This is a genomic window from Mycobacterium sp. NBC_00419 (assembly GCF_036023875.1).
In the GTDB taxonomy this organism is placed as follows: Bacteria; Actinomycetota; Actinomycetes; order Mycobacteriales; family Mycobacteriaceae; genus Mycobacterium.
This window is the reverse complement of record NZ_CP107931.1, coordinates 1,115,422-1,140,224: the sequence shown is the minus strand read 5'-3', so window position 1 is coordinate 1,140,224 and position 24,803 is coordinate 1,115,422. Positions and strand designations below refer to the sequence as shown.

The following is a 24,803-nucleotide window of genomic DNA, read 5'->3' as shown; positions in this document are numbered from 1 at the left end:
AGAAGACGTGACGCGAAATCTGGGTCCCGGACCGGTCGACCGATCCGAAACCGAAACCTCCGCAGCGCCCATCGCGGCGAAGCCAGGGCAGAGCTTCGGCTCCCGCAGTTCGGCACGTCCGCTTGCGGGGCTGGCCACCATGCTGGCCATCGTCGCGATCTTCGCGGTGTCGGTGGGTCTTTTCCGTGGTTCCTTCACCAAAACCGTTCCCGTGACTGTGATTTCCGATCGTGCCGGCCTGGTGATGAACCCCGACGCACGGGTCAAGATGCGTGGCGTCCAAGTCGGCAAGGTGGCCTCGATCGAAGCCCGCCCGGACGGGACCGCAGCGCTGCACCTGGCCATGGATCCCAACCAGCTGCGCCACATTCCCGAGAACGTGCTCGTCGACATCGCGTCCACGACGGTGTTCGGCTCGAAGTTCGTCGAACTCGTTGCGCCGGCCGACCCGTCGTCGCAGCGGATGCAGCCCGGGCAGGTGGTCAATGCCGGTCATGTGACCGTCGAGATCAATACGGTCTTCCAGCAGCTGGTTTCGGTACTCAACAAGCTCGACCCCGCCAAGCTCAACGAGACGCTGGGTGCGTTGTCCACCGCGTTCAGCGGCCGTGGGGAGAAGATCGGCCAGACCCTGACCGACTTCGACCGGCTGCTGGCCAAACTCGACCCCAGCCTGCCGAATCTCAAGCACGACATCGAGGTCTTTCCCGCGGTGGCCGACGCCTACGCCGATGCCTCCGATGATCTGGTGCGCACCGCCAACAACGCCGCACAGCTCAGCCGGTCGATCGTCGACGAGCAGGAGAATCTCGATGCGGTACTGATGAGCGCAGCCGGATTCGCCGATCTGGGCAGCGAAGTGCTGGGCGACAACCGTCAAGGCCTCACCGGCGCAGTCCACGTGCTGCTTCCGACCACCGATCTGCTGGCCCGCTACCACGACAACATCTCGTGTGGCCTGGGCGGCATCGTTCCATTCGCGACCTCGCCGCCCCTGCCGGTACCCGGCGTGCTGGTGTCGGTGAGCTTTCTGCTCGGTATCGAGCGCTACCGCTGGCCGCAGGACCTCCCCAAGGTGAACGCCAAGCTCGACCGGCCGATCTGCAAGGAGATGGGATTGCCCAACGTGCCGTATGAGTACGTGCCGCCGATGCTCGTCGCCGATGTGGGCGCCAACCCCTGGCGGTACGGCAACCAGGGCATCCTGCTGAACTCCGACGCGCTCAAGCAGGCTCTGTTCGGGCCCATCGACGGCCCGCCCCGCAACACCACCCAGATGGGAATGTCGGGATGATGCGCCGCCACCGGACACTCATCAAGTTCGTCATCTTCGGCATCATCATGTCGATCCTGACCGCGTCGCTGTTCTTCATCTTCGGCCAGTACCGGACCGGTTCCACCAATGGCTACTCGGCGGTGTTCGCCGACGCGTCGCGGTTGCGGACCGGCGACACGGTTCGCATCGCCGGCATCCGGGTCGGCACCGTCAATGACCTCGAGTTGCGGCCCGACAAGTCGGTGCTGGTGTCGTTCGACACCGACCACGACGTGGTGCTGACCACCGGCACCAAGGCCGCGGTCCGGTACCTGAATCTCGTCGGCGATCGCTATCTGGAACTCGTCGACGGCCCCGGGTCGACCAAGGTGATGCCCGCAGGCTCCCAGATCCCTGCCGACCGCACGGCCGGTGCACTCGATCTCGACCTGCTGCTCGGTGGGCTCAAACCCGTTATCCAGGGCCTTAATCCGCAGGACGTCAACGCGCTGACGACATCTCTGATCCAGGCGTTCCAGGGCCAGGGCAGCACATTGCAGTCGCTGTTCTCCAAGACCTCGTCGTTCTCCAACGCGCTGGCCGACAACGACCAGACCATCGCGCAGCTGATCGACAACCTCAACACGGTCGTCGGGGTGCTGGCCAAGGACGGCGGACAGTTCGACGCGTCGATCGACAAGCTGGAGCAGCTGATCTCGGGGTTGTCCGGCGACCGCGACCCGATCGGCACCGCCATCACCTCGCTGGACAACGGCACCGCCTCACTGGCCAGTCTGCTCGGCCAGGCGCGGGCACCGCTGGCCAATGCCGTCGAACAGACGAATCGCCTTGCGCCGCTTCTCTACGACAGCAAGGACGGCCTGGAGGCCGGGATCAAGCGGATGCCGGGCAACTACCGCAAGCTCGTGCGCCTGGGTGCCTACGGCAGCTTCATCCAGTACTACATCTGCGGCCTGTCGGTGCGGGCCTCCGACCTGCAGGGCCGGACAGTGGTCTTCCCGTGGATCAAGCAAGAGACCGGAAGGTGCACGGAACCCGATGCTTAAGTACCGCGGAGCGAATCTGGCCAGGGCGGGCTTTGTGGGCGCGACCCTGATCATCCTGGTGATCCTGGTGGGCCTGCAGCCCGAGAAGCTGCTGTCCGCGGCGACCGACGTCCGCTACCAGGCCTTGTTCAGCGAAGCCGGCGGCATCCTGGCGGGCAACGACGTCACGGTCTCCGGCATGAAAGTCGGTACCGTGCAAGACGTTGCCCTCGATAATGGCGACGCACTGGTCACCTTCCTGGTCAAGGGTAAGGTGCCGCTCGGTTCGGACACCACCGCCCATATCCGCACCGGCACCCTGCTCGGCGAGCGTGTGCTGACCCTCGAGTCGGCGGGCAGCGCCACGATGGCGCCGCGCACTCTGATCCCGATCACCAGGACATCCTCGCCCTACTCGCTGACCGAGGCGGTCAGCGACCTGACCGCCAACACCGCAGGCACCGACACCGCATCGTTGAACCAGTCACTGGACACCCTGTCGGACACCCTCGATCAGCTGGCTCCCCAGCTCGGCCCCACCTTCGACGGGGTGACCCGGCTGTCCAAGTCGCTCAACGCCCGCAACGACTCGCTGGCCTCCCTGCTCAAGAACGCCGCCGACGTCAGTATCGTGCTCGGCAAGCGCAGCCAGAAGCTGAACACCTTGCTGCTCAACGGCAATGACCTCCTCGGGGTGCTCAACGACCGCCGGCTGGCGATCTCCAGCCTGCTGGCCAACACCTCGGCGGTGGCCCAGCAGCTCACCGGGGTGGTCAACGACAACGAGAAGACGCTCGCGCCGACACTGCAGCGGCTCAACTCGGTGCTGGCGATGCTGGAGAACCAGCGCGACAACCTGTCCAAGGCGCTGCCGGGTCTGGCCAAGTTCGAGCTGACTCAGGGCGAGACGGTCTCCAGCGGCTTCTACTACAACGCCTTCGTGCCCAACGTGCAGCCGGCGCAGTTGCTGCAACCGTTCTTCGACTACGCCTTCGGCTTCCGCCGCGGCACCGACGCCGGCCAGCCGCCGGACAACGCCGGACCGCGCGCCGAGATTCCGTTCCCGTACAACGGCATACCGCAGCCCAACGAACGGTGGGGACAGCCATGAGGCGCAAACGATTCGCCGTCGGGGCAGCGGTGCTGCTGGCCGTACTCCTGCTCGCCGGAGCAGCCTTCCTGGTGCGGCAGATGTACTTCGCGCCCACCAAGATCACCGCCTACTTCCCGAGCGCCACCGGCATCTACGCCGGCGACGAGGTGCGGGTCTCGGGTGTCAAGGTCGGCAAGATCACCTCGATCGAACCGGACGGCACCCAGGCCAGGGTCACGATGAACATCGATCACGGCGTGCCGATCCCCGCTGATGCCAAAGCCGTCATCGTGGCGCAGAACCTGGTGGCCGCACGCTATCTGCAGCTCACCCCGGCCTACCGCAAGAACAGCGGCGAGAAGATGGCCAGCGGCGCCGTGATCCCCGAGGAGCGCACCGCGGTTCCGGTGGAGTGGGACGAGGTCAAGAACCAGATCACCCGGCTGGCCACCGACTTGGGTCCCCAGGGTGATGTCTCGACGACCTCGGTCAGCAAGTTCATCGACAGCGCCGCCAACGCCCTGGACGGCAACGGCGAGAAACTGCGCCAAACGATCGCCCAATTCTCCAGTGTCAGCCGGGTTCTCGCCGAAGGCAGCGGGAACATCGTCGACGTGATCAAGAACCTGCAGACGGTCGTGACGACCCTGCGGGACAGCAACGTCCAGATCGTCGCGTTCCAGAATCGGTTGGCGACGCTGACCAGTGTCATCAACGACAGCAGCTCGGACCTCGACGGGGCGATCGCCAACCTGTCCGTGGCGATCGGGGAGGTGCAGCGCTTCATCTCCGAGACCCGCGACCCGACCTCCGAGCAGATTCAGCGCCTCGGCAACGTCACCCAGATCCTGGTGGACAACAAGACCGCGCTGGAGAACGTGCTGCACATCTCGCCGACGGCATTCGCCAACGGCTACAACATCTACAACCCGGACACCGGTGATTTCGGCGGCGGCTTCACTCTGCCGAACTTCTCCAGCCCGGTCGGATTCATCTGCGGCTCCATCGGAGCGCTGGAGAACACCACCGCGCCGGAGACGGCCAAGCTCTGCGCGCAGTACCTCGGCCCGGCGCTGCGGCTACTGAACTTCAACTACATTCCGATCCCGACCAACCCGTACCTGATGAAGTCGGCCAACCCGGACAACATCGTCTACACCGACCCGTCGCTGGCCCCGGGTGGTCCCGGCCCGGCGCGCGGTCCGGAGGATCCGCCGGCGGTCTCGGCCTACACCGGGTTGAACAACGACGAGGGTGCACCCCCGAATTACGGCCAGCCGCCGGCCATCGCGCCCGGGCCGACCGCACCTGACGTCGCGCACGCTCCGGCGTATCCGTCGCCGGCGCTGTTGCCAGGCCAGTCGGTTCCGACGGTGTCGAACCTGCCGGGAATGTTGATGCCGGGGACGACCGGGCCGATACCCGACCCGTCGTACGTGCCGCCGCCCGCGGCAGCCGCGCCGGCCGCACCGCCCGGTCCGCCGCTTCCGGCCGAAGGGACACCGTGATGCGTAGAACGACGATCCGGGGAACGCTCGTGGCCGTAGGCGCGGTGATGCTCACCTCCGGCTGCGCCTTCCAGGGCCTGAACTCGCTGCCGCTGCCCGGCGCTGTCGGCCGCGGCCCCGGCGCGAACATCTATCACGTCGAGGTCGACAACGTCGGCACGCTGGAGTCCAATTCACCCGTCCTGATGAACGACGTCGTGGTCGGCAGTGTCGGCAAGATGTCGCTGCGGGGCTGGCATGCCGACGTCGAGATCTCGGTCAAACCCGATATCGACATCCCGGCCAACGCCGTCGCGAGCGTGGGGCAGACCAGCCTGTTGGGCTCGATGCATGTGGCGCTCAACGCACCGCTTGGCGAAAAGCCCAGCGGGCGGCTGGTTCCCGGTGCGACCATCCCGCTGAGCCAGACCTCGAAGTACCCGTCGACCGAGCAGACCCTCTCGGCCGTGGCGGCCGTGGTCAACGGTGGTGGGCTGGGCCAGATCAGCGAGATCATCCACAACTTCAGCGCCGCGCTGTCCGGCCGGGAGGACGATGTCCGGGATCTGCTGACCCGGCTGGACAACTTCGTCGGTGTGCTCGACGACCAGCGCGACAGCATCGTCGCCTCCATCAAGTCGTTGAACCGGTTGTCCGGTACGTTCGCCGGCCAGAGCGACGCGATCGACCGGGTACTGACCGAATTGCCGCCCGCTCTGGACGTTCTCATCAAGGAGCGCCCCGCGCTGACCACCGCGCTGCGCAAGCTCGGCACCTTCAGCGACACCGCGAGCGGGGTGGTCAACGACGTGCAGGCCGACCTGGTGCAGAACCTGAAGAATCTGGAGCCCGCGCTCAAGGGACTGGCCGACATCGGACCCGACATCGGCAAAGCGCTCGCCTATGCGACGACGTTCCCGTACAGCCAGGGCCTGATCGACCGCGCCGTGCGCGGTGACTACATGAATCTGTACGCAGTGCTCGACTTCACCGTGCCACGGCTCAAGCGCGGTCTGTTCCTCGGTACCCGGTGGGGTGAAGAACATGCGAAACTCGTTCCGGCACCGGGTGATCCGTGGTACCTGAACTACACCTACGAGCCGTTGTCGGCGGGTGTCGCGGCGCCGGCGCAGGGTGAGGACGGCGCGCCGCTGAGTGCGGCGTCAGCGCCGATGCCACCGGTGGACGGGCCGGTCCTGCCGGTCGTGCCACCGGCCTTCGGCGGCCTGTTCGCGGTGCCCAGCCAGGAGGCGGTCGATCAGATCTTCGCCGGCCCCTACAGCGGAGGACACTGATGCTGACGCGTTTCGTCCGGAACCAGCTGATCATCTTCACGATCGCGTCGATCATCGGCATGGCGGTGATGCTCTTCGCCTATATGCAGGTGCCCACCCTGCTCGGGGTGGGCAAGATCAACGTCAAACTGGAGTTGCCCGCCAGCGGCGGGCTCTACCAGTTCTCCAACGTCACCTATCGCGGCGTCCAGATCGGCAAGGTGACGTCGGTGGACCTGACCGACACCGGGGCGGTTGCCACGATGTCACTGGACACCTCACCGAAGATTCCGGCCGACCTGGCGGCCAACGTCCGCAGTATCTCCGCGGTGGGTGAGCAGTTCGTGGACCTGGTGCCGCGCACCAAGTCCGGGCCCTATCTCCAGGACGGCTCGGTGATCCCGGTGAAGGAAGCCTCGATCCCGCAGCCGGTCGGGCCGATGCTCGATCAGGTCAGCAAGCTGCTCGACACCATCCCGCAGAACAAGATCGCCCAACTTCTCGACGAGTCGTTCAAGGCCTTCAACGGTGCCGGGTTCGACATCCAGTCCCTGCTGGACTCCGCCTCGAAGCTGTCCGGCGACATCAACGGGATCTCCGACCAGACCCGCGCGCTGGTCGACGACACCGGACCACTGCTGGACGGCCAGGCTCAGACCAGCGACTCGATCAAGATCTGGTCTCGCAGCTTCGCCGGCATCAGCGGCACACTGCAGAAGAACGACCCCCAGATCCGCAACATCCTGCAGACCGCACCGGGTGCTGTCTCGGAAGCCTCGGCGCTGCTGAACCAGATCAAGCCGACGCTGCCGGTGCTGCTGGCCAACCTGAACACGGTGGGTCAGGTCCTGGTCACCTACAACCCGGGTATCGAACAGCTGCTGGTGATCCTGCCTGCCTACATCGCCGCGCAGCAGTCGTTCGGCCTGCCGAAGAACAACCCCACCGGACTGCCGCTGGGCGAGTTCTCGGCGATGTTCGGCGACCCGCCGCCGTGCACCGTCGGGTTCCTGCCGCCGTCGCAGTGGCGCTCGCCGGCCGACCTCTCCGATATCGACACCCCCGACGGGCTCTACTGCAAACTGCCTCAGGATTCGCCGATTTCGGTGCGCGGTGCCCGCAACATCCCCTGCATGGACAAGCCGGGCAAGCGGGCGCCCACGGTGGAGATCTGCCAGAGCGACCTGCCCTACGAGCCGCTGGCGATGCGCCAGCACGCCACCGGCCCGTATCCCATCGACCCCAATCTGGTGTCCCAGGGCATCCCAGTGGATGACCGGGTGACGTTCAACGACAACATCTACGGTCCGCTCGAGGGCACGCCGCGCCCGCCGGGACCAGTCCCTGCGGCGGCCCCACCCGCCGAGGCGCCGTTGGCCCCGGCGGCCGCGCAGCTACCCCCGGCTCCGGAGGGTGTGGCGCCCCCGGCTGATCCGGCCGGGCCGTTGCCCGGGCCCGCGGCGGCCCCGGCACCCGATGGCGGTGCGGTGCCCGTCGCGCCGAGTTCGTACGGCGCCAACGCAACCGGCACACCGAAGCTGGCCGTCGCGTACTACGACCCGCAGAACGGCCGGTACCTGACCCCGGACGGTCAGTACCGGCAGCAGTCCAGTCTGGTTGCCGGCGGTGCACCGAAGACGTGGAAGGACCTGCTGCCGACGTAGGCGGCCGGTCCGGAATGGAGATACCGTGATGCGCGCAGTCAATGTGACCATCGGTGCCTGCGCGGCAACCCTGGTTGCCGCAACGGGTGTCGCAGCCCCGGCCCACGCCAGCGGCCCCTACGGCATCGAGCTCACCGGGCAGTACCTGGTCACCTCGGTTGGCGGTATGTCGAAGACCAACGAGGTGTTCCACGACGAGCAGACGGTGCGACAGGTGTGGACGACCACGTCGACATGTGAGAGTCCCACGTCGTGCACCGGGCACCTGACCAGCAGCCTGGGCTGGGAGGCCGACATGGTCTATACCGAGGACCGCTGGGTGGTCCGGCGCACCATTGCGAACTGGGAGCCGTGCGCCGACGGCACGGCCTCACCGGGCAAGCAGGAGTTCCGGTTCTGGGTGGTCGATGCCAACGGCCAGCGATATCCGTCCGACGGCTCGATGTTCGGGGGCTACGACGAGACCTACGGGCTCAGCGGTGCCTGCGGGCGCAACCTTCCGCTGGTGATCAAGATGCCGGTGCGGCTGCAGCGGATCGTGCAGTAACGGCCAAGCGCGTCAAGAGAATTCGACGTCGGACATCTTGATCTGGCCGCCATCGCGCTGCAGGCTCACCACCACCCGCCACACCCGGGGCTGCTGATCCTCCTTGGGGGCGTTGGGCCCTTCGCGATGCGAGGTCGCCGCGACCAGGACCACGGCGGTCTGGTCGTCCATCTGCTCGACTGCGGCATCGTTGACAGTCACCTTGGTGATCATCTTGGAGTCCTGCAACGCCTTGATCAGATCCTCGGAGGTCTCCTGGAAGTTGTTCTGGAACTTGCCCACCGAGTCGTCGATGAGGCGCTGCACGCTCTCCTTGGCCTGGTTGTAGTCCATCGACATCAGGTTGACCACACCCTGGCGGGCTGCGGCGGCGTACTCGGCGGTGCGGTGACGCTCGTCGGCGGCCTTCTTGTGCTCCCACAGCATGAATCCGGTGCCACCGATCAGGCCGGCGATGAGCAGGGCCACCAGACTGGCCGCGACGGCCCGCCACGACGGCACCCCGAGCCGGCGCTTCCTGACTGCAACTGCCTCGGCCTCGGGGGCCGTCTCACCGGCCTCGGCGCTGTCATCGGACTCGGCCGTAGCGGGCTCGCTGCCTGACTCGCCGGCGGCTTCGAGCTTGCGGCGCAGCTCTTCTGCACGGGTGCGGGCGGCCTCAGCGCGCGCCTCGGCCTCGGCAGCGGCAGCGTCGGCCTCGTCGGCGGTCACGAGGGCGTCGTCGGCCTCAGGCATTTCGGATTCACGCTTGCCGGGCGGCATCGGACCTCCTCGTCCTTCGCGGTCGGGTGGACCACGACCGTAGTACTGGCGCCTAGCATTCCACAGACCGGGATTTCTTCTCCGAGGGGGAGAATTCGCTTATCGATTGTGCGAAAGTAGTCGGGTGCGAAAGACCGTCGTAGCTCTGGCCGCGCCCCTGGTTGCCGGTTTGCTGATGCCGGCCCCGGCGTTGGCGGACCCGGCCGCGGCACCCGTCAACACCACCGAGTGCAATGACGCATTCTGCACTCCGGGCATCACCGCCGGGGTGGAACTCGGTGCGCCGTGCAGCGACACCGGTTACTACGTGTTCGGCGTCGACACCCGCAACAACTGGGGCCGGCTGGTGTTCTGCGGTTCACCGCGGCGCTACGAACCGCGCTACTTCCGGTCGCCGCCGATGGTCGGTGTCAAGGACTTCAACACCAACTGCAGCGGCTACGAGAACAAGGTCGCCCAGGCACCCGACGGCCTTTTCCTGACCTGTGGGATCCAGAACAACGAGTCCATCTGGGTGCGCGGCGACGCCTGAGCGCGGCCTGCGACGCCGAGATGGAATTCACGCAGGAGAAGTGCGAGTAGCGGTCTGCGCAGGTTCAATCTCGGCGTGCGGCGCTACCGGGTGAACCGGACGTGGATGTCGGTGAGCCCACGCAGGATGTATGTCGGTTCGTAGTTGTAGCGGCGTTCGTCGGCCGGGCCGTGCACGTCCGCGTCGATCGTGATTTCACCCATCCGGTCCAGCATTCGCTCCAGTGAGACCCGGCCCTCGACCCGGGCCAGGGGCGCGCCGGGGCAGGAGTGGACACCGCGGCCGAACGCGATGTGCTCACGCACGTTGGCACGGCCCAGCTGGAATTCGTGGGGATCGCTGAACCGGCGAGGGTCGCGGTTGGCCGCCCCGGGCAACACCATGACGACGGTGCCGGCCGCGACGTCGAGATCGCCGACCTTCGTCGACCGGCGTGCCAGCCGGGAGTCGCTCTTGACCGGGCTTTCCAGGCGCAGCGACTCCTCGATGAAGGTCGGGATGAGGCTGCGATCCGACCGCAGTGCCTGCTGCACGTCGGGCCGTTCGGCGAGTACCTTGATGGCCCCCGACAGCAGCTTGGCCGTGGTCTCCTGGCCGGCGGCGAACAGGAACGTCGCGGTGCGCACCACATCGATGATCTCCGGGGTGGAACCGTCCGGATACTTCGCGGTGGCCAGCTCGGTCAGCACGTCGTCGCGGGGCGTGCTGCGCCGGTCCTCGAGGTAGCCGCTGAATTTGTCGTCGAGGAACTCCAGCGGGTTGGTTCCCACGGATTCGTGGTCGAGCGAACCGACCCGGGCGCCGGGCCGGTCGGCGCCGAGCACCGTGCGGAACTCCTGGTGGTCCTCCTCGGGTACGCCGAGCAGGTCGGCGATCACCAGCAGTGAGAACGGCTTGGCGTACTCGGCGAGGAACTCCGCGTAGCCCTGGCCGAGGAACTCGTCGAGCTGGCGGTCGGCCAGCCGCCACATGAAGTCCTCGTTCTCCTTGAGCCGCTTGGGTGTCAGCAGCCGGCTCAGCAGCGAGCGTGCCCTGGTGTGGTCGGGCGGGTCCATGGTGACCATGTGTTCGTACATTGGGAACTGGGTCCGGTGCGCGTCGATCTGGGCGTTGAGGTCGTCACCGTCGGGGGTGAACGGCAGGGGAGGAAACGGCCCGCCGAGCGCGACGATCGACGAGAAGTCGTCGACGTTCTTGTAGACCGTCAGCGCCTCGTCGTAGCCGGTCACCGCGACGAAACCGTGCGGCGCCAGGCGCAGCACCGGGTTCTGATTGCGCAGGTAGTCGTAGTACGGGTACGGGTCGGGCACCAGCGTCTGGTCGGTGAGGAAATCGACGTCGGCGAAAGCGGTCATTGGGTGAATTCCTCCTCGAGCGGCCAAAATGCTGAGCACTTGCTTAGCACGGCGTAAAGTGCGGGGTCAAGGCTGGCGGGTAAGGCCCACGTAGGATCGGCGTGTTTGATTCTGGGAGTCGGAGGGGCGATGGCATCGGCGCGGCGGATCGGGGCGCCCGACGCGAAGAACCGCGTGGCGCTGGTCGACGCCGCCGAACACCTGCTGCTCGAAGAGGGCTATGCCGCGGTGACCTCACGCCGGGTCGCCGAGAAGGCCGGGCTCAAGCCCCAGTTGGTGCACTACTACTTCCGCTCGATGGACGACCTCTTCCTGGAGGTGTTCCGCCGCTACGCGGATCTGGGCATGGCGGCCCATGAACGAGCGCTGAGCTCACCGCAGCCGCTGTGGGCGCTGTGGCGACACGGATTGAACCCGGCGGCCAGTCGTCTGACGATGGAGATGGCGGCGCTGGCCAATCACCGCAAAGCGTTGCGTACCGAGATATCTCAGTACGCTGAGCGCTTCCGCGAGCAGCAGCGCTCAGCGTTCGTCGCCGCCCTGGAGCGTCACGAGGTTCTGCCGGACGAGGTGCCACCGGTGGTGTGGTCGATCCTGATGACCGGGGTGTCCACCGTCCTGGTGATGGGTGAGGCGCTGGGGGTCACCGGCGGGCATCGCGAGACGATCGAGGTCGTCGAGCGCTATCTCACGATGATGGAGGGCGAGCCGCAAGCGCCCGACGCCGACTCAGCTCACCAGTGGCGCAGCGAGCAGAGCGCACCCTTGGCGCCGGAGTTCTCGGCGACGACCACACCGTCGACCGCCAGCACGCAGTGAAAGTTGGGCGGATTCTTCGATAGCCCACTGGTGGCCATCACCATCGCCCACTCGTTGGGGTTGGCCAGTGAGACGTTGAGGACCCACTTCTGCGACGGCCCGAGGTCGGCCTGGACATTCGGGCTGAACAGGTAGGGGTCGTGGCTGTAGTCGGCCCAGTTCGGCGGGTCGATGTCCCGGTAGTAGATCTGGGCGCCGCCGAACGGCTGCTCGGTGAAGACGCTGTAGGTGACCTGGTGCAGAACCGGGTCTTCGGCGCTGGCGGTCGCCGCGGTGGCGGCGACTCCGGCAGTGGCCACGACGAGCGCTGAGCCGACCCGGACGAACCTCATCGCGCAGCCTCGCACGCCGCCTCCTTCACCGAAACCAGTTACCGGATTGTAGGGCCTGAAACGGTTCGCTCACCGGCGAACCCGAGATATCGGGACATGCTCACTTCGCCCGGTTCATCACCCGGTCGGCGGCGGCCCAGTGTTCATCGGACACCCATAGTCCGGCGAAGGCGTCGATGGCCTGCTGCGGTGTCGCGCCCGCGATCACCTTCTTGATCTCGCCGGCCGGACGATTGGCCAAAGAGATTGCCAGCGAACGCCATTCGTCGGCAAACGATTCCCGCGGCACTACCCGGTCGATCAGGCCGAGCTGCTGGGCCTCGGCGGCGCTCAGGATGGTCCCGGACCCGGCCAGCATCAGGGCCCGTCCCCGGCCGACCAGTTCGGCCAGTCGTCCGGCGCCGCCCCAGGCCGGCATGATCCCCAGTGTCACCTGGTTGAAGCCGATCTTGACGTCGTCGGCGGCCACCCGGATGTCAGCGGCCACGGCGACTTCGGCCCCACCGCCCAGGGCGTGCCCGTTGAGCGCGGCGATGACCGGAGCGGGGAAGTCGGCGATCCGGTCGCAGATCGTGCGCATCCGGCGCGCCATCGCGGCGGCCTCGTCCAGGGTGCGCAGCGCGCTGAGCTCCTTGAGGTCGCCGCCTGAGACGAAGGCGCGGTCACCGCCACCGGTGATCACCAGTGCTCTGGCGGGTGCGGCAGCGTCGAGAGCGTCCTCGAGTTCTCCCATGGTGGACAAGGCGATGGCATTGCGGGCATGCGGCCGGTCGATCGTGAGAACGGCCAGGTCGTCGCTCCAGTCGAGGTCAACCATTCTTGGTTCTCCGATTCCGGTATTGGCATTCTCGGCTTTGGAGAATAGCATCGCCAGCGGCCCCGAGGCGCAGGCAGGCTGGCGACCAGCCGCGTGCGCGAAGAGAAGAGTCAGATGCGAAACATCCCGGTTGAGCTCAGGAAACACTACGAGGAACAGGGCTGGTGGACCCAGGAAACGCTAGGCGAACTGCTCGCGCGTGGGTTGGCGGCCAGCCCTGACACCGGATTCTGCGTGCATTCCGAGGTCCGCCCGTTCACCGGTACCTTCCGCGACGTCGAGGGCATGGCCCGGCGGCTGGCCGCGGGCCTGCGGGCACGCGGTGTCGGTCCCGGTGATGTGATCGCATTCCAACTGCCGAACTGGGTGGAGGCCGCAGCGACGTTCTGGGCCTCGGCGTTCCTGGGGGCGGTGGTCGTGCCGATCGTGCACTTCTATGGCCGCAAGGAGTTGGGCTACATCCTCGAGACGGCCAAGCCGACGGTGTTCGTCACCACCGAACGCTTTCGGCACATGGAGTTTGCGCCCGACCTGTGCGCCGACGTCCCGATCGTGGGACTCGTCGGTGCCGGGTTCGATGACCTGCTGGCCGACCTACCGATGGTCGGTGAACTGCATACCGATCCCGCCTCGCCGGCGCTCATCGCATTCACCTCCGGTACCACCCGCGATCCCAAGGGGGTGATCCACAGCCATCAGACGTTGAGCTTCGAGACGCGCCAGCTGCTGGCCAACTACGCCTCCGGTCGTGGTCGCCAGGTCACCGCCACCCCGGTGGGCCACTTCATCGGAATGGTCGGCGCCTTCCTCATTCCGGTGATCGAGGGGGTGTCCGTCGACCTCTGCGATGTGTTCGATCCCGGCCGCGTCCTGGAACTCATGGAACGCGAGGGCATGTCGATGGGCGGCGGGCCACCGTACTTCGTGACCAGCCTGCTCGACCATCCTGACTTCACCGGGGCGCACCTGAGCCGCATCACGAACGTCGGCCTCGGCGGGTCCACGGTGCCCGCCGCCGTCACCCGCCGGCTCGCCGATCTGGGCATCCACGTGTTCCGGTCCTACGGCAGCACCGAGCATCCGTCGATCACCGGATCCGAACAGGACGCCCCGGAGGACAAACGACTGTTCACCGACGGCAACGTCCGCCCCGGTGTGGAGATCCGGTTGACCGAGGAGGGCGAAATCCTGTCCCGCGGACCGGATCTGTGCCTGGGCTACACCGATGACGAGCTCACCGCGAACGCCTTCGACGAGCAGGGCTGGTACCACACCGGCGATATCGGGGTGCTCGACTCGGACGGCTATCTGACGATCACCGACCGCAAGGCGGACTTCATCATTCGCGGCGGGGAGAACATCAGCGCACTGGAAGTCGAAGAGCTGTTGCTGACCATGCCCGCGGTGGCCGAGGCGGTGGTGGTGGCCGCGCCGGAACCACGGCTCGGCGAGCATGCCGCTGCCGTGGTGCGGATTCGGGAGGGCCACACCATGCCCACCCTGCAAGAGGTGCGCGCCCATTTCGAGCAGGCCGGTGCGGCCCGCCAGAAATGGCCGGAGGAGCTCTACCAGGTCGACGACTACCCGCGCACCGCAAGCGGCAAAGTCCAGAAGTACCTGGTGCGCAAGAGTATTGCCGAGCGCCGGAAGCCGAGTTGAGACCGCACTGAGGGCGAAGCTCCGGAGGTACAGCCGCTCTCAGTGCAATCTCAAGGCCAGGCTTGGTGGACTCGGCGCACGATGTCGGCCCTCCGATGGCCGGCGATCACCCTGATGCGGCGCCAGCCGACGTGCGCGATGTACTCCGATCGGATCAGGTCGTCTTGGTAAGTGTTGCGATCGAGGCGATGGTGCTCGCCGTCGTATTCGATGGCGACCATGACGTCGCGCCAGCCCATGTCGAGGAAATAGTGTGAGTAGCCGTCCGGTCTGGGCACCGATATCTGGGTTTCCGGGCGGGGGAAGCCCGCGTCGATCAGCAGGAGTCGCAACCACGTCTCGCGGGGTGACTGCGCGCCCGCATCGACTTGCTGCAGCAGGCCTTGCACCCTGCTCAGACCCTTGACGTGCGGATGGGCTCTCGCGACGTCCAGAACGTCGCCGACGGTGAAGTTAGTGGCGCAAGCCAATGAGTCAAGGCGCTCGACGGCCTGACCGGCTGGACCTTGCCGTGTCAGGTCAAAGGCGGTTCGCGCGATGGTGGTGACGGCAATGCCGTTGCGACACTTGATCTCCCCGTCGAGGAGGGTGTCGTTGCGGACCCTAACCCCGGGTGGCGCCTTGCGCCCTGGCCAGTTCACGTCGATGACGGTGTTGGCGTCGACCCATTTCGCGCCGTGTAGCGCCGACGCTGCGATACCAGAAATGACGCCCTGGCGCCGCGACCACAGCCACGTGGCGACTATCCGCTCGTGCAGCGACAGCGGCGCACCCTTTGCCGTGTACACATCCGGTAGTACGCGCCGATAGCGGGCCCGTAAGTCGTACTTACTGACCATCCCCACCGCGACCGCTTCACTGCCGATGAACACCTGCGACATAGGGCGGAGCCTGTCAAAGACCGCGCAACCCTGGCGTCAGCCATCCACAGGCCGAGTTGAGACCGCACTGAGGGCGACGCTCCGGAGGTACAGCCGCTCTCAGTGCGGTGTCAACTCGGAAGTTCGACGGACTCGCCGGTGGCGGCGTAATAGCCGGCGCGGTAACCGAACACCATGCCGGGGCCGATGGTTCCGCCGGCACCGCCGTAGGCGCGGCCGGTGACGCCTGCCATCGCGTTGCCCGCCGCGTAGAGGCCGGCAATCGGCTTACCGCTGACGTGCAGGACCCGACCGTCCTTGTCGGTTCGCGGGCCACCCTTGGTGCCCATCGAGCCGACCGAGATCGGCACCGCGTAGTACGGCGCAGTATCGATGGGGCCCAACGTCTTTCCGGCTGTGGTGGTCGCCGAGGCGTCACCCCAGTAGCCGTCGTAGGCACTGGAGCCGCGGCCGAAGTCGGGGTCGATCTCTCGTGTGACGTTGTCGTTCCATCGCTGCAGCGTCTGCTCCAGCCCGTCGGGGTCGATTCCCGTCTTGGTGCCGAGTTCGGCGAGATCGGCCGACTGATTGAACCAGTCGGGGGCGGGGCCATCGGGTTCGACGCCGAGGAACCCGTAGTGCTTGAGGTGCAGCGAGTCGAACACCATCCAGGCCGGGTCGTTGACGTAACCGCCACGCGGGTCGAGGTAGTGGAACGCGCCGGCCATCGAGTTGTAATCGCACGCCTCGTTGACGAATCGTTTGCCCGCCCGGTTGACGATGATGCTGCGCGGGCGGGTGCGTTCCAGGCGCACACTGCGGCTGCGCGGCTTGCCCTCGATCGTGTCACCGGGGATGCGGACGATCGGCACCCACCACGCCTCACCCATGTTGGCCAGGTCTGCGCCGTGGGCCATCGCCATTCGCAGCCCGTCCCCGGTGTTGTTCGGTGGGGAGACCGCACCGCGCATCGGGCCGCGCAGGAACGCGCCGACAAGACTCTCGTCCCATTCGAACCCGCCGGTGGCCAGGACGACACCACGGCGAGCCCGCACGTTGATCATCTTGTCCGACAGAGCGATTCGTACACCGACGACCGACCCGGAGTCGACGATCAGCTCGGTTGCCCTGGCCCCGGTGACCGGGGCCACGCCGCGATCCAGAAGACCCTTGAGTAGCCCGGCGATCAGCGCGCCGCCGGCGACCACGACCTGGCCACCGCGGTCGTCAACGTCGGCGTTGAGCCGCGCCCGGGTTTCGGCGTCGAAGCCGACATTGCTCCAGTCGGCGGGAAAGGTGGTGATCCGCCCGGCCCACTCGCCAAGGCGCGTCACCTCGTAGGGCATCGGGCTCAGCGAGCGACCGCCGACGGTCTTGCCGCCTGGCAGCTCAGGCTTGTAATCCATGTAGCCCGGGGCGATTTCGAAGCGGGCATCACTGTGCCCCTCGACGAAGTCGATCATCGGCGCGCCGGTCCGCACGAACGTTCCCACCAATTCCTCATCCATCGCACCCAGGGCCTGGGCGCGCAGATAGTCCAGCGCGTCCTGCACGGGCAGGTCGACATCGGGGGAGCGGCGGTGGGCCGGAGTCCACACGATGCCGCCCGAGACGGCGGTGGTGCCGCCGACCGTCTGCGCCTTCTCGTAGACCGCGACCGAGGCACCGTTTGCTGCGGCCGTCAGCGCCGCGGTCAGTCCGGCGCCGCCCGAGCCGAGAACGACGACGTCGACCTCGTGATTCCAGCCCGGCGAGTCCGCGTCTGGCATGGTCGACTCCATTCGTCAGTGCGGTTGCAGCTCAACAACTTTCGTTGTGTGCATATAACGCACGAGATCGTTCGTTCATCACACGCTAATGACGCGATTCTCGGGCTGTCAAGCGAGGCGACGGCATCTGCGCAGTTCAGCGGGGTGCTTAACTGAGAACTGCCGACAGCCGTTGCGCCGCGTCGACGACGGCGTCCCTGCCGCGGCGCACCACATCCTCGCGGTGGGAGATGAGGTTGATGCAGGCGTGCGGCGAGGTCGGCGGCCGGTGGACCGGCACCGCCAGGCCGTAGGTGTTGGGCTCGATCTCGCCGTGGGTGATCACCCACCCCTTCGCGCGGGTCTCGGTCACCAGCCCGCGTTCACCGGGCTGGGGCGGCATGGCCGCGAGCAATGCGACACCGGCCGCGCCGCGATCGAGCGGGTAACGGCTGCCCTCGTGGAAGGACAGCTGATAGGAGACGTGGGTCGGCACGATCACCGCGATCGCGACCTGCTGATCACCCTCGGCCACCAGGAGCGAGACGGTGCTGCCGAGTTCGTCGGCGAGCTGGCGAAGGATCGGCAAACTCAGTTCGCGAACGTTGTTGTCGAACGTCGCGCCGAGCGCGGCCAGGCCTGCCGCGACCCGAAAGCGACCATCATCGGACCTGGCGACCAGCCGGTAGGACGCCAGCGTGCTCAGCAGCCGGTAGGCGATGGTGCGGTGCACACCGATGGCGTCGGCGACCTGCTGGATGGTCAAGCCATCGCGGGCGCCGGCGACCAGCTGTAGTGCGGTGAGCCCGCGGGCCAGTGTCTGCGCCCCCGGTGCAGCGCCTGCGGGCCGGTCGATCTTCATCTGTGTCATGCGGTCTCCGTGTCGGGCGTGCCAACGGCGAGCCGAACACTGCCGCAGTTCCTTGACAGGAGGCACTGCGAGAGTGATGCTCTTTATCTATAGCACACCGTAGTTCAATAATTACACATAACGCTTACAAAAAGCGAGAATGCCATTATCGCAGAAGACAGGGGCAACGCAGTGTCGGAGTTCGAGAGCGTCTGGAGCGATCTGCAGGGCGTCGCGTTCTCGCAGGGCTACCTGGACGTCGGCGGCGTGCGCACCCGCTACCTGCATGCCGGTGACCAGGACAAACCCGTACTCGTGCTGCTGCATGGATCCGGCGGTCACGCCGAGGCCTACGTGCGCAACCTCGAGGCGCACGCCGCGCACTTCTCCACCTGGTCGATCGACATGTTGGGGCACGGCTACACCGACAAGCCGGGCCGCCCGCTGGAGATCGCCCACTATGTCGGTCACCTGGCGGCGTTCCTCGACGCCATCGATGCGCCGCGGGCACACGTGTCGGGGGAGTCCCTGGGCGGATGGGTGGCCTCACGCTTCGCCGTCGATCACCCCGACCGGGTGGACCGGCTCGTGCTCAACACCGCAGGCGGGTCGCAGGCCGACCCCGAGGTGATGAAACGGATCATCACCTTGTCGATGGCCGCTGCGGAAGACCCGAGCTGGGAGACGGTGCAGGCCCGGATCACGTGGCTGATGGCCGACAAGTCCAAGGGCTACGACGACATCGTGGCCAGCCGCCAGCGCGTCTACCGGCAGCCCGGCTTCGTCGACGCGATGCGCGACATCATGGCGCTGCAGGATCCGGAGATCCGGCAGCGCAACCTGATCCGCCCGCAGGACTACGGCGCCATCACCGCGCCCACCCTCGTGCTGTGGACCAGTGACGACCCCACCGCCGACGTCACCGAGGGCAGGCGGATCTCGGAGATGATCCCCGGCGCACGGTTCGAGGTGATGCAGGGCTGCGGTCACTGGCCACAGTACGAGGATCCCAAGACGTTCGACCGTCTGCACATCGACTTCCTCCTGGGGCGGTGAGGGTGGCCGCATCTGCGAATGGCGGCGCAGCCGCGCACGACGTCGACGTTGTTATCGTCGGGGCTGGACCGGTGGGGCTGACCCTGGCGAATTCGCTTGGTCTGCAAGGGGTCCAGACCCTGATCGTCGACGAGCGCGACGCGCTGATCGACTACCCGCGCGGCGTCGGTCTCGACGACGAGGCACTGCGGACGTTCCAGGGGATCGGGCTGGTCGACGCGGTGCTACCGCACACCGTGCCCAACCAGATCCTGCGGTTCTTCGACGGCCGGCGACGGCTGCTGGCCGAGATGGCTCCGCCCGACGCGCGGTTCGGCTGGCCCAAGCGCAACGGCTTCGTCCAGCCGCTTGTCGATGCCGAACTGCTCAGGGGCCTCGAGCGGTTCGACAACGTCGAGGTGGCGTGGGCCCATCCGATGACCTCGATCACCGAGTCGGCCGACGCCGTCACCGTGGACCTGACGCCCGCTGCCGGGGTGCGACGGGTCCGGGCCCGCTACGTCGTGGGTTGCGACGGCGGGCGCAGTGCGACAAGGCGTTTGATGGGCGTGTCGTTCGACGGCACAACGTCATCGACCCGGTGGCTGGTGGTCGATGTCGCGAACGACCCACTTGGCCATCCCAACAGTGAAGTCGGGGCCGACCCGGCCCGGCCGTACGTGTCGATCTCGATCGCGCATGGCATCCGGCGTTTCGAGTTCATGATCCATGCCGACGAGTCCGACGAACTGGCCGAGGACCCGGCGTTCGTCGCCCGGATGTTGGGCACGCTGATCCCGTATCCGGACCGCGCCGACATCATCCGCAGGCGGGTCTACACCCATCACTCCCGCATCGCCGGGTCGTTCCGCAAGGGACGGCTGCTGATCGCCGGGGACGCCGCCCATTTGATGCCGGTGTGGCAGGGCCAGGGCTACAACAGTGGTATCCGCGACGCCGGCAACCTCGGCTGGAAACTCGCCGCGGTGGTCAAAGGTCAAGCGCGCGAGGACCTGCTGGATTCCTACGACGTCGAGCGCCGCAAGCATGCCCGGGCGATGATCGACCTGTCCACCACGGTGGGCAAGGTGATTTCGCCGACCAACCGTCGCGTCGCCGGTGCGCGCGACGTCGTGATCCGCGCGGCTTCGCTGGTGCCGACGCTCAAGCGCTACATCCTCGAGATGCGGTTCAAGCCGATGCCGTTCTACGACCACGGGGCGGTGGTCCACAACGATCCGCCCTCGCCCGGGGTCGGCACCTTGTTCATCCAGCCCCGGGTGGACACCCGCGATCGGCGCGACGTGCTGCTCGACGACGTGATCGGCCCGTGGTTCGCGGTGCTGTGCTGGAACAACAACCCGCGAAAGATCCTGGGAGAGGACTGCTTCGCGGCCTGGAAGTCGCTCGGCGCGGTCTTCGTCGCGCTGCGTCCGCTGACCCAGCTGTCGTGGCCCGACCAGGACGATCCCGACGTCCTCGTGGTGGGCGATCGCACTGGCGCGCTGAAGTCCTGGTTCGATGCCCGCGCGGAATCGGTCATGTTCCTGCGTCCGGACCGCTGCATCGCCGGCGCCTGCATCGCCCAGCGCGCACCCGAGTTGAGCGCAGCCCTTCTCGACACCCTGACCCTGATCCCCGGAGGCAACGATGGCACTGGCCCTCTGCTGCATGTCGCACAGCCCGCTGCTGAACGTGCCCGGCCCGTCAGCGGAACTGCTTGAGGACGTGGAGAACGCACTGAGCACCGCACGTAACTTCGTCCGCGAGTACGACCCGGAACTGGTCGTCATCTTCTCGCCGGACCACTACAACGGCTTCTTCTACAAGTTGATGCCGCCGTTCTGCATCGGCACCGCCGCCGCCGGTGTCGGTGACTACGGCACCCAGGCCGGCCCGCTGGACGTCCCTGTGGCACTGGCCACCGAACTGGCCGAGCACGTGCTGGATGCGGGTGTCGACGTGGCTATTTCGACGGGGATGGACGCCGACCACGGCACCGTGCAGCCGCTGGAGAAGCTGTTCGGCGATGCCACCGCGGTGCCGGTGATCCCGATCTTCATCAACTCCGTGGCCACGCCGCTGGGCCCGCTGCGCCGCGCTGCGGCCCTGGGTACGGCGGTGGGAACGTTCCTGGCGGGGTTGGACCGGCGGGTGCTTGTGGTGGGATCCGGTGGGCTGTCCCACGATCCGCCGGTGCCGACGCTGACGACCGCGCCGCCGGCAGCCCTGGAACGGATCGTCCACGGCGCACCCATGACACCCGAGCAGCGTCGGGCCCGCCAGGAGGCGGTCGCCGCCGCGGCCCGGGAGTTCGCCGCCGGAGAGAGTGGGTGCCAGCCGCTCAACCCCGAGTGGGACCGTTCGTTCCTGGACCTGATGGACACCGGCCGCTTCGGCGAACTCGAAGGATGGACCAACTCGTGGATCGCCGGTGAGGCAGGCAATTCCGCGCACGAGGTGCGGACCTGGGTGGCCGCGTTCGCCGCGCTCGCCGCCCAAGGGCCCTACCGGACGGTCGACCACTACTATCGGGCCGCCCCCGAACTGATCGCCGGGTTCGCCGTGCGCACCGCGCTGCCGGCCGGAGCCGTCCGATGAACCTCGAGATGTTCGACATGACCGTCGACGTGCTCGTCGTGGGTTCCGGCGGTGGCGGGATGACCGCGGCCCTGACGGCCCACGCCGCTGGCCTGGACACGCTGGTCGTCGAAAAGGCCGGCCACTTCGGCGGTTCCACCGCACTGTCCGGTGGCGGCATCTGGGTGCCGGGCGCCCCGTCGCAGAAACGTGAGGGCTACGCCCCGGACCCCGCGGACGTCAAGCGCTACCTCGCCCAGATCACCGACGGCCTCGTCAGCGACGAGCGCATCGCCGCCTATGTCGACAACGCGCCGCAGATGATGGAGTTCCTCGAAAACGTCAGCAGTTGGTGCGAATTCGTGTGGAAGCCCGGATACGCCGACTACTACCCGGAGGTGCCCGGCGGATCGGAGCTCGGCAGCACCATCAACGTCCCGCCGATCGACCTGCGCGCCCTCGGCGATGACGAGCAAAACCTGCTCAAGCCGCTGGCGCTGGCGCCCAAGGGAATCTGGCTGGGCCCCAAGGATCTGCGGCTGTTCTACCAGGTACGCCAGAACTGGCGCGGCAAGGTCGTCCTGCTCAAGCTGCTGTGGCGCAAGTTCCGTGCGCACGCGTTCGGCGACCGGATCGCCGCCATCGGGCAGTCGCTGTCCGCGCGGCTGCGGCTGGCGATGACCGAACAGGACATCCCGCTGTGGCTGGACGCGCCGATGACCGAACTGATCACCGACGTCGACGGCGCGGTCGTGGGCGCGGTCGTCGAACGGGACGGCACCGCGCAGCGGATCGGGGCACGCCGCGGAGTCATCCTCGCGGCGGGCGGCTTTGACCACGACATGGCCTGGCGGCGCGAGCATCTGCCCGAACTCACCGACGACTGGAGCTTCGGCAACCCCGCAGCCTCAGGCGACGGTATCCGCGCGGCGGAGAAGGTCGGTGCCTCCACCGATCTGCTCGACGAAGCCTGGTGGTTTCCGGCCATCTGCTGGCCCGACGGCCGCCTGCAGTTCATGCTCAACGAACGGATGATGCCCTCGCAGTTCGTCGTCAACGGCGCCGGAAAGAGGTTCATCAACGAGGCCGCCCCCTACATGGACTTCGCGCACGCCATGATCGCCGGCCAGCGCAGCGGGGTCCGCCACATCCCGTGCTGGCTGATCACTGACACCCGGTCGTTCCGTCGCTACGTCGTCGCCGGTCACCTGCCGCTACCCAAAGTCCCCGGTGCGCCCGTGCCCACCGGGCGCACGGTACCGCAGGCATGGCTGGACTCCGGGGTCGTGCGATCGGCGGCAACCCTTGATGAACTCGCGTCCCAGATCGGTGTGCCACCCGGTGAATTACGGCGCACAGCAGAGCGTTTCAACGAGCTGGCCCGCACCGGCCACGACGATGACTTCAACCGCGGCGACAGCGCCTACGACAACTACTACGGCGACCCGACGTTACCCAACCCGAACCTGTACCCACTGACCACGCCGCCGTATCTGGCCTTCCAGATCATCCTCGGCGACCTGGGCACCTCGGGAGGTCTGCGCACCGACGAGCACGCCCGTGTGCTGCGATCCGACGACACCGTGATCGAGGGCCTCTACGCGGTCGGCAATACCTCGGCCGCAGTCATGGGCCGCAGCTATGCCGGTGCCGGCGCCACCATCGGGCCGGCCATGACATTCGGTTACATCGCGGCCAGGCACCTCGCCGGCGACCAGAACAGTTCCACTGACCAGCAACAGGATTCAACCCATTCCATTGGAGGTAATTCATGAAGATCTCGCTGTTCTACGAGTTCCCGCTGCCGCGGCCGTGGGGGGAGGACGACGAGCACCAGCTGTTCCAGGACGGCCTGACCGAGGTGGAGGCCGCCGACAAGGCCGGTTTCTCGACGGTGTGGCTCACCGAGCACCACTTCCTCGAGGAGTACTGCCACTCCAGTGCCCCCGAGATGTTCCTGGCCGCAGCCAGCCAGCGCACCAAGAACATCCGGCTGGGCTTCGGCGTCATGCACCTGCCGCCGCCGATCAACCACCCGGCGCGGATCGCCGAGCGGGTCTCGACGCTGGACCACCTGTCCAACGGGCGCGTGGAGTTTGGCACCGGCGAAGGTTCATCGGTGGCCGAGCTGGGTGGGTTCAACATCGACCCCGCCGACAAGCGGACGATGTGGGAGGAGGCCCTGGAGGTCTCGATCCGCTGTATGACCGAGGACCCGTTCACCGGGTTCAAGGGCCAGCACGTCGAGATGCCGGCCCGCAACGTCATCCCGCATCCGCTGCAGAAGCCGCACCCGCCGGTGTGGGTGGCCTGCACTCGGCCGTCCTCGGTGAACATGGCCGCTGAAAAGGCCATCGGGGCACTGAGTTTCGCCTACACCGGCCCGGGACCGCTCAAGGACCGGGTGGACACCTACTACAAGGACTTCGAAGAGAAGGGCGCACCCGTCACCCCGGCGATCAACCCCAACATCCTGGCCATCGGCGGTGACCTGTCGATGATGGTGGCCCGCACCGACGACGAGGCCGTCAAGCGGCTCGGTGTGGGCGGCGGCTTCTTCTCGTTCGGCATCATGCACTACTACCTGACCGGTATGCACACCCCCGGCAGGACCAAGGTGTGGGAGCTCTACCAGGAGGCGGTCAAGGAGGATCCGACCCTGGCCTACGGCCCAGGCCGCGGCGCGATCGGCTCACCGGAGACCGTGCGTCAGTTCCTGCGCGACTACGAGGCCAGCGGTGTCGACGAGATCATTCTGCTGCTCAATCCGCGGGCCCACGAGGGCATCATGGAGTCGATCGAGATCATGGGCAAAGAGATCCTGCCGGAGTTCATCGAGCGCGACGAAAAGGCCGTGGCCGCCAAGGCCAAGCGCCTCGAACCGGTCATCGAGAAGGTGGAGGCCCGCCGCCGCCCGTCCGAAGCGCCGGCCTTCGACGACACCTACGCCTTCGGCGGTCTGCCCACCGGTCAGGGCGGCAAGTTCACCGCCTCGGAGATCCCCGAGGCATGGGCCGAGATCAACGAGGGCCGGGTGCAGGCCGCCCAGGCCGAGAAAGACGCCCGTGAGCATCAGGCTTCCAGCTGA

General features: G+C 67.0%; 22 protein-coding genes. 15 read left to right on the top strand and 7 right to left on the bottom strand.

Annotation, left to right across the window (positions count from 1 at the left end):
* Positions 1-7 precede the first annotated feature (7 nt).
* From OG976_RS05285 to OG976_RS05255, 7 genes are read left to right on the top strand one after another with little or no spacing between them, the layout of a single operon-like run.
* The gene (locus tag OG976_RS05285) at positions 8-1,294 is read left to right on the top strand and encodes an MCE family protein (RefSeq protein WP_328358861.1); all 1,287 of its coding nucleotides are present in this window, start codon (positions 8-10) and stop codon (positions 1,292-1,294) included.
* A complete protein-coding gene (locus tag OG976_RS05280; RefSeq protein WP_328358858.1) occupies positions 1,291-2,322 on the top strand; it encodes an MCE family protein in 1,032 nt (343 codons plus the stop codon). Before OG976_RS05285 ends, OG976_RS05280 begins: the two co-directional genes overlap by 4 nt.
* A complete protein-coding gene (locus OG976_RS05275) occupies positions 2,315-3,412 on the top strand; it encodes an MCE family protein (RefSeq protein ID WP_328358856.1) in 1,098 nt (365 codons plus the stop codon). The genes OG976_RS05280 and OG976_RS05275 overlap by 8 nt, the downstream gene beginning before the upstream one ends.
* Positions 3,409-4,902, top strand: coding sequence for an MCE family protein (locus OG976_RS05270; RefSeq protein WP_328358854.1), 1,494 nt, complete (start codon positions 3,409-3,411; stop codon positions 4,900-4,902). Before OG976_RS05275 ends, OG976_RS05270 begins: the two co-directional genes overlap by 4 nt.
* A complete protein-coding gene (locus tag OG976_RS05265; RefSeq protein WP_328358852.1) occupies positions 4,902-6,176 on the top strand; it encodes an MCE family protein in 1,275 nt (424 codons plus the stop codon). Before OG976_RS05270 ends, OG976_RS05265 begins: the two co-directional genes overlap by 1 nt.
* Positions 6,176-7,819: an MlaD family protein gene (locus OG976_RS05260; RefSeq protein WP_328358851.1), complete on the top strand. Its 1,644-nt coding sequence runs from the start codon at positions 6,176-6,178 to the stop codon at positions 7,817-7,819. Before OG976_RS05265 ends, OG976_RS05260 begins: the two co-directional genes overlap by 1 nt.
* Positions 7,820-7,847: 28 nt before the next feature.
* Positions 7,848-8,366, top strand: a complete 519-nt coding sequence (locus OG976_RS05255) for a hypothetical protein (protein ID WP_328358849.1) — start codon at positions 7,848-7,850, stop codon at positions 8,364-8,366.
* A 12-nt stretch (positions 8,367-8,378) separates the two neighbouring features.
* Here OG976_RS05255 and OG976_RS05250 read toward each other — a convergent pair whose 3' ends face one another.
* A complete protein-coding gene (locus OG976_RS05250; RefSeq protein ID WP_328358847.1) occupies positions 8,379-9,128 on the bottom strand; it encodes a hypothetical protein in 750 nt (249 codons plus the stop codon).
* Positions 9,129-9,252: 124 nt separating this feature from the next.
* On the opposite strand from OG976_RS05250, the gene OG976_RS05245 reads away from it, so the two are divergent.
* Positions 9,253-9,660 carry a hypothetical protein gene (locus OG976_RS05245; RefSeq protein WP_442930432.1) on the top strand — a complete coding sequence of 136 codons (408 nt, stop codon included), beginning with the start codon at positions 9,253-9,255 and terminating at the stop codon, positions 9,658-9,660.
* Positions 9,661-9,743: 83 nt separating this feature from the next.
* Here OG976_RS05245 and OG976_RS05240 read toward each other — a convergent pair whose 3' ends face one another.
* The gene (locus OG976_RS05240; RefSeq protein WP_328358845.1) at positions 9,744-11,015 is read right to left on the bottom strand and encodes a cytochrome P450; all 1,272 of its coding nucleotides are present in this window, start codon (positions 11,013-11,015) and stop codon (positions 9,744-9,746) included.
* A 129-nt stretch (positions 11,016-11,144) separates the two neighbouring features.
* Here OG976_RS05240 and OG976_RS05235 point away from each other — a divergent pair, with 129 nt between their 5' ends.
* The gene (locus OG976_RS05235; protein WP_328358843.1) at positions 11,145-11,834 is read left to right on the top strand and encodes a TetR/AcrR family transcriptional regulator; all 690 of its coding nucleotides are present in this window, start codon (positions 11,145-11,147) and stop codon (positions 11,832-11,834) included.
* Here OG976_RS05235 and OG976_RS05230 read toward each other — a convergent pair.
* Both OG976_RS05230 and OG976_RS05225 read right to left on the bottom strand, forming a co-directional pair.
* On the bottom strand, positions 11,750-12,166 hold the full coding sequence (locus OG976_RS05230; RefSeq protein WP_328358842.1) for a hypothetical protein: 417 nt from the start codon (positions 12,164-12,166) through the stop codon (positions 11,750-11,752). The two genes, OG976_RS05235 and OG976_RS05230, sit on opposite strands and share 85 nt — an antisense overlap.
* A 100-nt stretch (positions 12,167-12,266) precedes the next feature.
* Entirely contained in the window at positions 12,267-12,983 is a 717-nt protein-coding gene (locus tag OG976_RS05225; protein WP_328358840.1) for an enoyl-CoA hydratase/isomerase family protein, read from the bottom strand.
* Positions 12,984-13,097: 114 nt separating this feature from the next.
* Here OG976_RS05225 and OG976_RS05220 point away from each other — a divergent pair, with 114 nt between their 5' ends.
* Positions 13,098-14,642, top strand: coding sequence for an AMP-binding protein (locus OG976_RS05220; RefSeq protein ID WP_328358838.1), 1,545 nt, complete (start codon positions 13,098-13,100; stop codon positions 14,640-14,642).
* Between the two features lie 50 nt (positions 14,643-14,692).
* Here OG976_RS05220 and OG976_RS05215 read toward each other — a convergent pair whose 3' ends face one another.
* The 3 genes from OG976_RS05215 to OG976_RS05205 all read right to left on the bottom strand — a co-directional run bounded on the left by OG976_RS05215 (position 14,693) and on the right by OG976_RS05205 (position 18,121).
* The gene (locus OG976_RS05215; RefSeq protein WP_328358835.1) at positions 14,693-15,523 is read right to left on the bottom strand and encodes a hypothetical protein; all 831 of its coding nucleotides are present in this window, start codon (positions 15,521-15,523) and stop codon (positions 14,693-14,695) included.
* A 110-nt stretch (positions 15,524-15,633) separates the two neighbouring features.
* Positions 15,634-17,271: an FAD-dependent oxidoreductase gene (locus tag OG976_RS05210; RefSeq protein WP_328358832.1), complete on the bottom strand. Its 1,638-nt coding sequence runs from the start codon at positions 17,269-17,271 to the stop codon at positions 15,634-15,636.
* A 148-nt stretch (positions 17,272-17,419) separates the two neighbouring features.
* Positions 17,420-18,121 carry an IclR family transcriptional regulator gene (locus OG976_RS05205; RefSeq protein ID WP_328358829.1) on the bottom strand — a complete coding sequence of 234 codons (702 nt, stop codon included), beginning with the start codon at positions 18,119-18,121 and terminating at the stop codon, positions 17,420-17,422.
* 171 nt (positions 18,122-18,292) lie between these two features.
* On the opposite strand from OG976_RS05205, the gene OG976_RS05200 reads away from it, so the two are divergent.
* From OG976_RS05200 to OG976_RS05180, 5 genes are read left to right on the top strand one after another with little or no spacing between them, the layout of a single operon-like run.
* Complete coding sequence (locus OG976_RS05200; protein WP_328358827.1) at positions 18,293-19,156, top strand: alpha/beta fold hydrolase; 864 nt, start codon at positions 18,293-18,295, stop codon at positions 19,154-19,156.
* 2 nt (positions 19,157-19,158) lie between these two features.
* The gene (locus OG976_RS05195; RefSeq protein WP_328358825.1) at positions 19,159-20,859 is read left to right on the top strand and encodes a bifunctional 3-(3-hydroxy-phenyl)propionate/3-hydroxycinnamic acid hydroxylase; all 1,701 of its coding nucleotides are present in this window, start codon (positions 19,159-19,161) and stop codon (positions 20,857-20,859) included.
* Positions 20,807-21,736 carry a 3-carboxyethylcatechol 2,3-dioxygenase gene (locus OG976_RS05190; protein WP_442930502.1) on the top strand — a complete coding sequence of 310 codons (930 nt, stop codon included), beginning with the start codon at positions 20,807-20,809 and terminating at the stop codon, positions 21,734-21,736. The genes OG976_RS05195 and OG976_RS05190 overlap by 53 nt, the downstream gene beginning before the upstream one ends.
* A complete protein-coding gene (locus tag OG976_RS05185; RefSeq protein ID WP_328358819.1) occupies positions 21,733-23,490 on the top strand; it encodes an FAD-binding protein in 1,758 nt (585 codons plus the stop codon). Before OG976_RS05190 ends, OG976_RS05185 begins: the two co-directional genes overlap by 4 nt.
* Positions 23,487-24,803, top strand: a complete 1,317-nt coding sequence (locus OG976_RS05180; RefSeq protein WP_328358816.1) for an LLM class flavin-dependent oxidoreductase — start codon at positions 23,487-23,489, stop codon at positions 24,801-24,803. Before OG976_RS05185 ends, OG976_RS05180 begins: the two co-directional genes overlap by 4 nt.

Bases quoted from the DNA above. Each gene is read 5' to 3' on its own strand.
- OG976_RS05280 (WP_328358858.1), top strand. From the start codon at position 1,291: ATGATGCGCCGCCACCGGACACTCATCAAGTTCGTCATCTTCGGCATC.
- OG976_RS05275 (WP_328358856.1), top strand. From the start codon at position 2,315: ATGCTTAAGTACCGCGGAGCGAATCTGGCCAGGGCGGGCTTTGTGGGC.
- OG976_RS05270 (WP_328358854.1), top strand. From the start codon at position 3,409: ATGAGGCGCAAACGATTCGCCGTCGGGGCAGCGGTGCTGCTGGCCGTA.
- OG976_RS05265 (WP_328358852.1), top strand. From the start codon at position 4,902: ATGCGTAGAACGACGATCCGGGGAACGCTCGTGGCCGTAGGCGCGGTG.
- OG976_RS05260 (WP_328358851.1), top strand. From the start codon at position 6,176: ATGCTGACGCGTTTCGTCCGGAACCAGCTGATCATCTTCACGATCGCG.
- OG976_RS05255 (WP_328358849.1), top strand. From the start codon at position 7,848: ATGCGCGCAGTCAATGTGACCATCGGTGCCTGCGCGGCAACCCTGGTT.
- OG976_RS05250 (WP_328358847.1), bottom strand. From the start codon at position 9,128: ATGCCGCCCGGCAAGCGTGAATCCGAAATGCCTGAGGCCGACGACGCC.
- OG976_RS05240 (WP_328358845.1), bottom strand. From the start codon at position 11,015: ATGACCGCTTTCGCCGACGTCGATTTCCTCACCGACCAGACGCTGGTG.
- OG976_RS05235 (WP_328358843.1), top strand. From the start codon at position 11,145: ATGGCATCGGCGCGGCGGATCGGGGCGCCCGACGCGAAGAACCGCGTG.
- OG976_RS05230 (WP_328358842.1), bottom strand. From the start codon at position 12,166: ATGAGGTTCGTCCGGGTCGGCTCAGCGCTCGTCGTGGCCACTGCCGGA.
- OG976_RS05225 (WP_328358840.1), bottom strand. From the start codon at position 12,983: ATGGTTGACCTCGACTGGAGCGACGACCTGGCCGTTCTCACGATCGAC.
- OG976_RS05220 (WP_328358838.1), top strand. From the start codon at position 13,098: ATGCGAAACATCCCGGTTGAGCTCAGGAAACACTACGAGGAACAGGGC.
- OG976_RS05215 (WP_328358835.1), bottom strand. From the start codon at position 15,523: ATGTCGCAGGTGTTCATCGGCAGTGAAGCGGTCGCGGTGGGGATGGTC.
- OG976_RS05210 (WP_328358832.1), bottom strand. From the start codon at position 17,271: ATGCCAGACGCGGACTCGCCGGGCTGGAATCACGAGGTCGACGTCGTC.
- OG976_RS05205 (WP_328358829.1), bottom strand. From the start codon at position 18,121: ATGACACAGATGAAGATCGACCGGCCCGCAGGCGCTGCACCGGGGGCG.
- OG976_RS05190 (WP_442930502.1), top strand. From the start codon at position 20,807: ATGTCGCACAGCCCGCTGCTGAACGTGCCCGGCCCGTCAGCGGAACTG.
- OG976_RS05185 (WP_328358819.1), top strand. From the start codon at position 21,733: ATGAACCTCGAGATGTTCGACATGACCGTCGACGTGCTCGTCGTGGGT.
- OG976_RS05180 (WP_328358816.1), top strand. From the start codon at position 23,487: ATGAAGATCTCGCTGTTCTACGAGTTCCCGCTGCCGCGGCCGTGGGGG.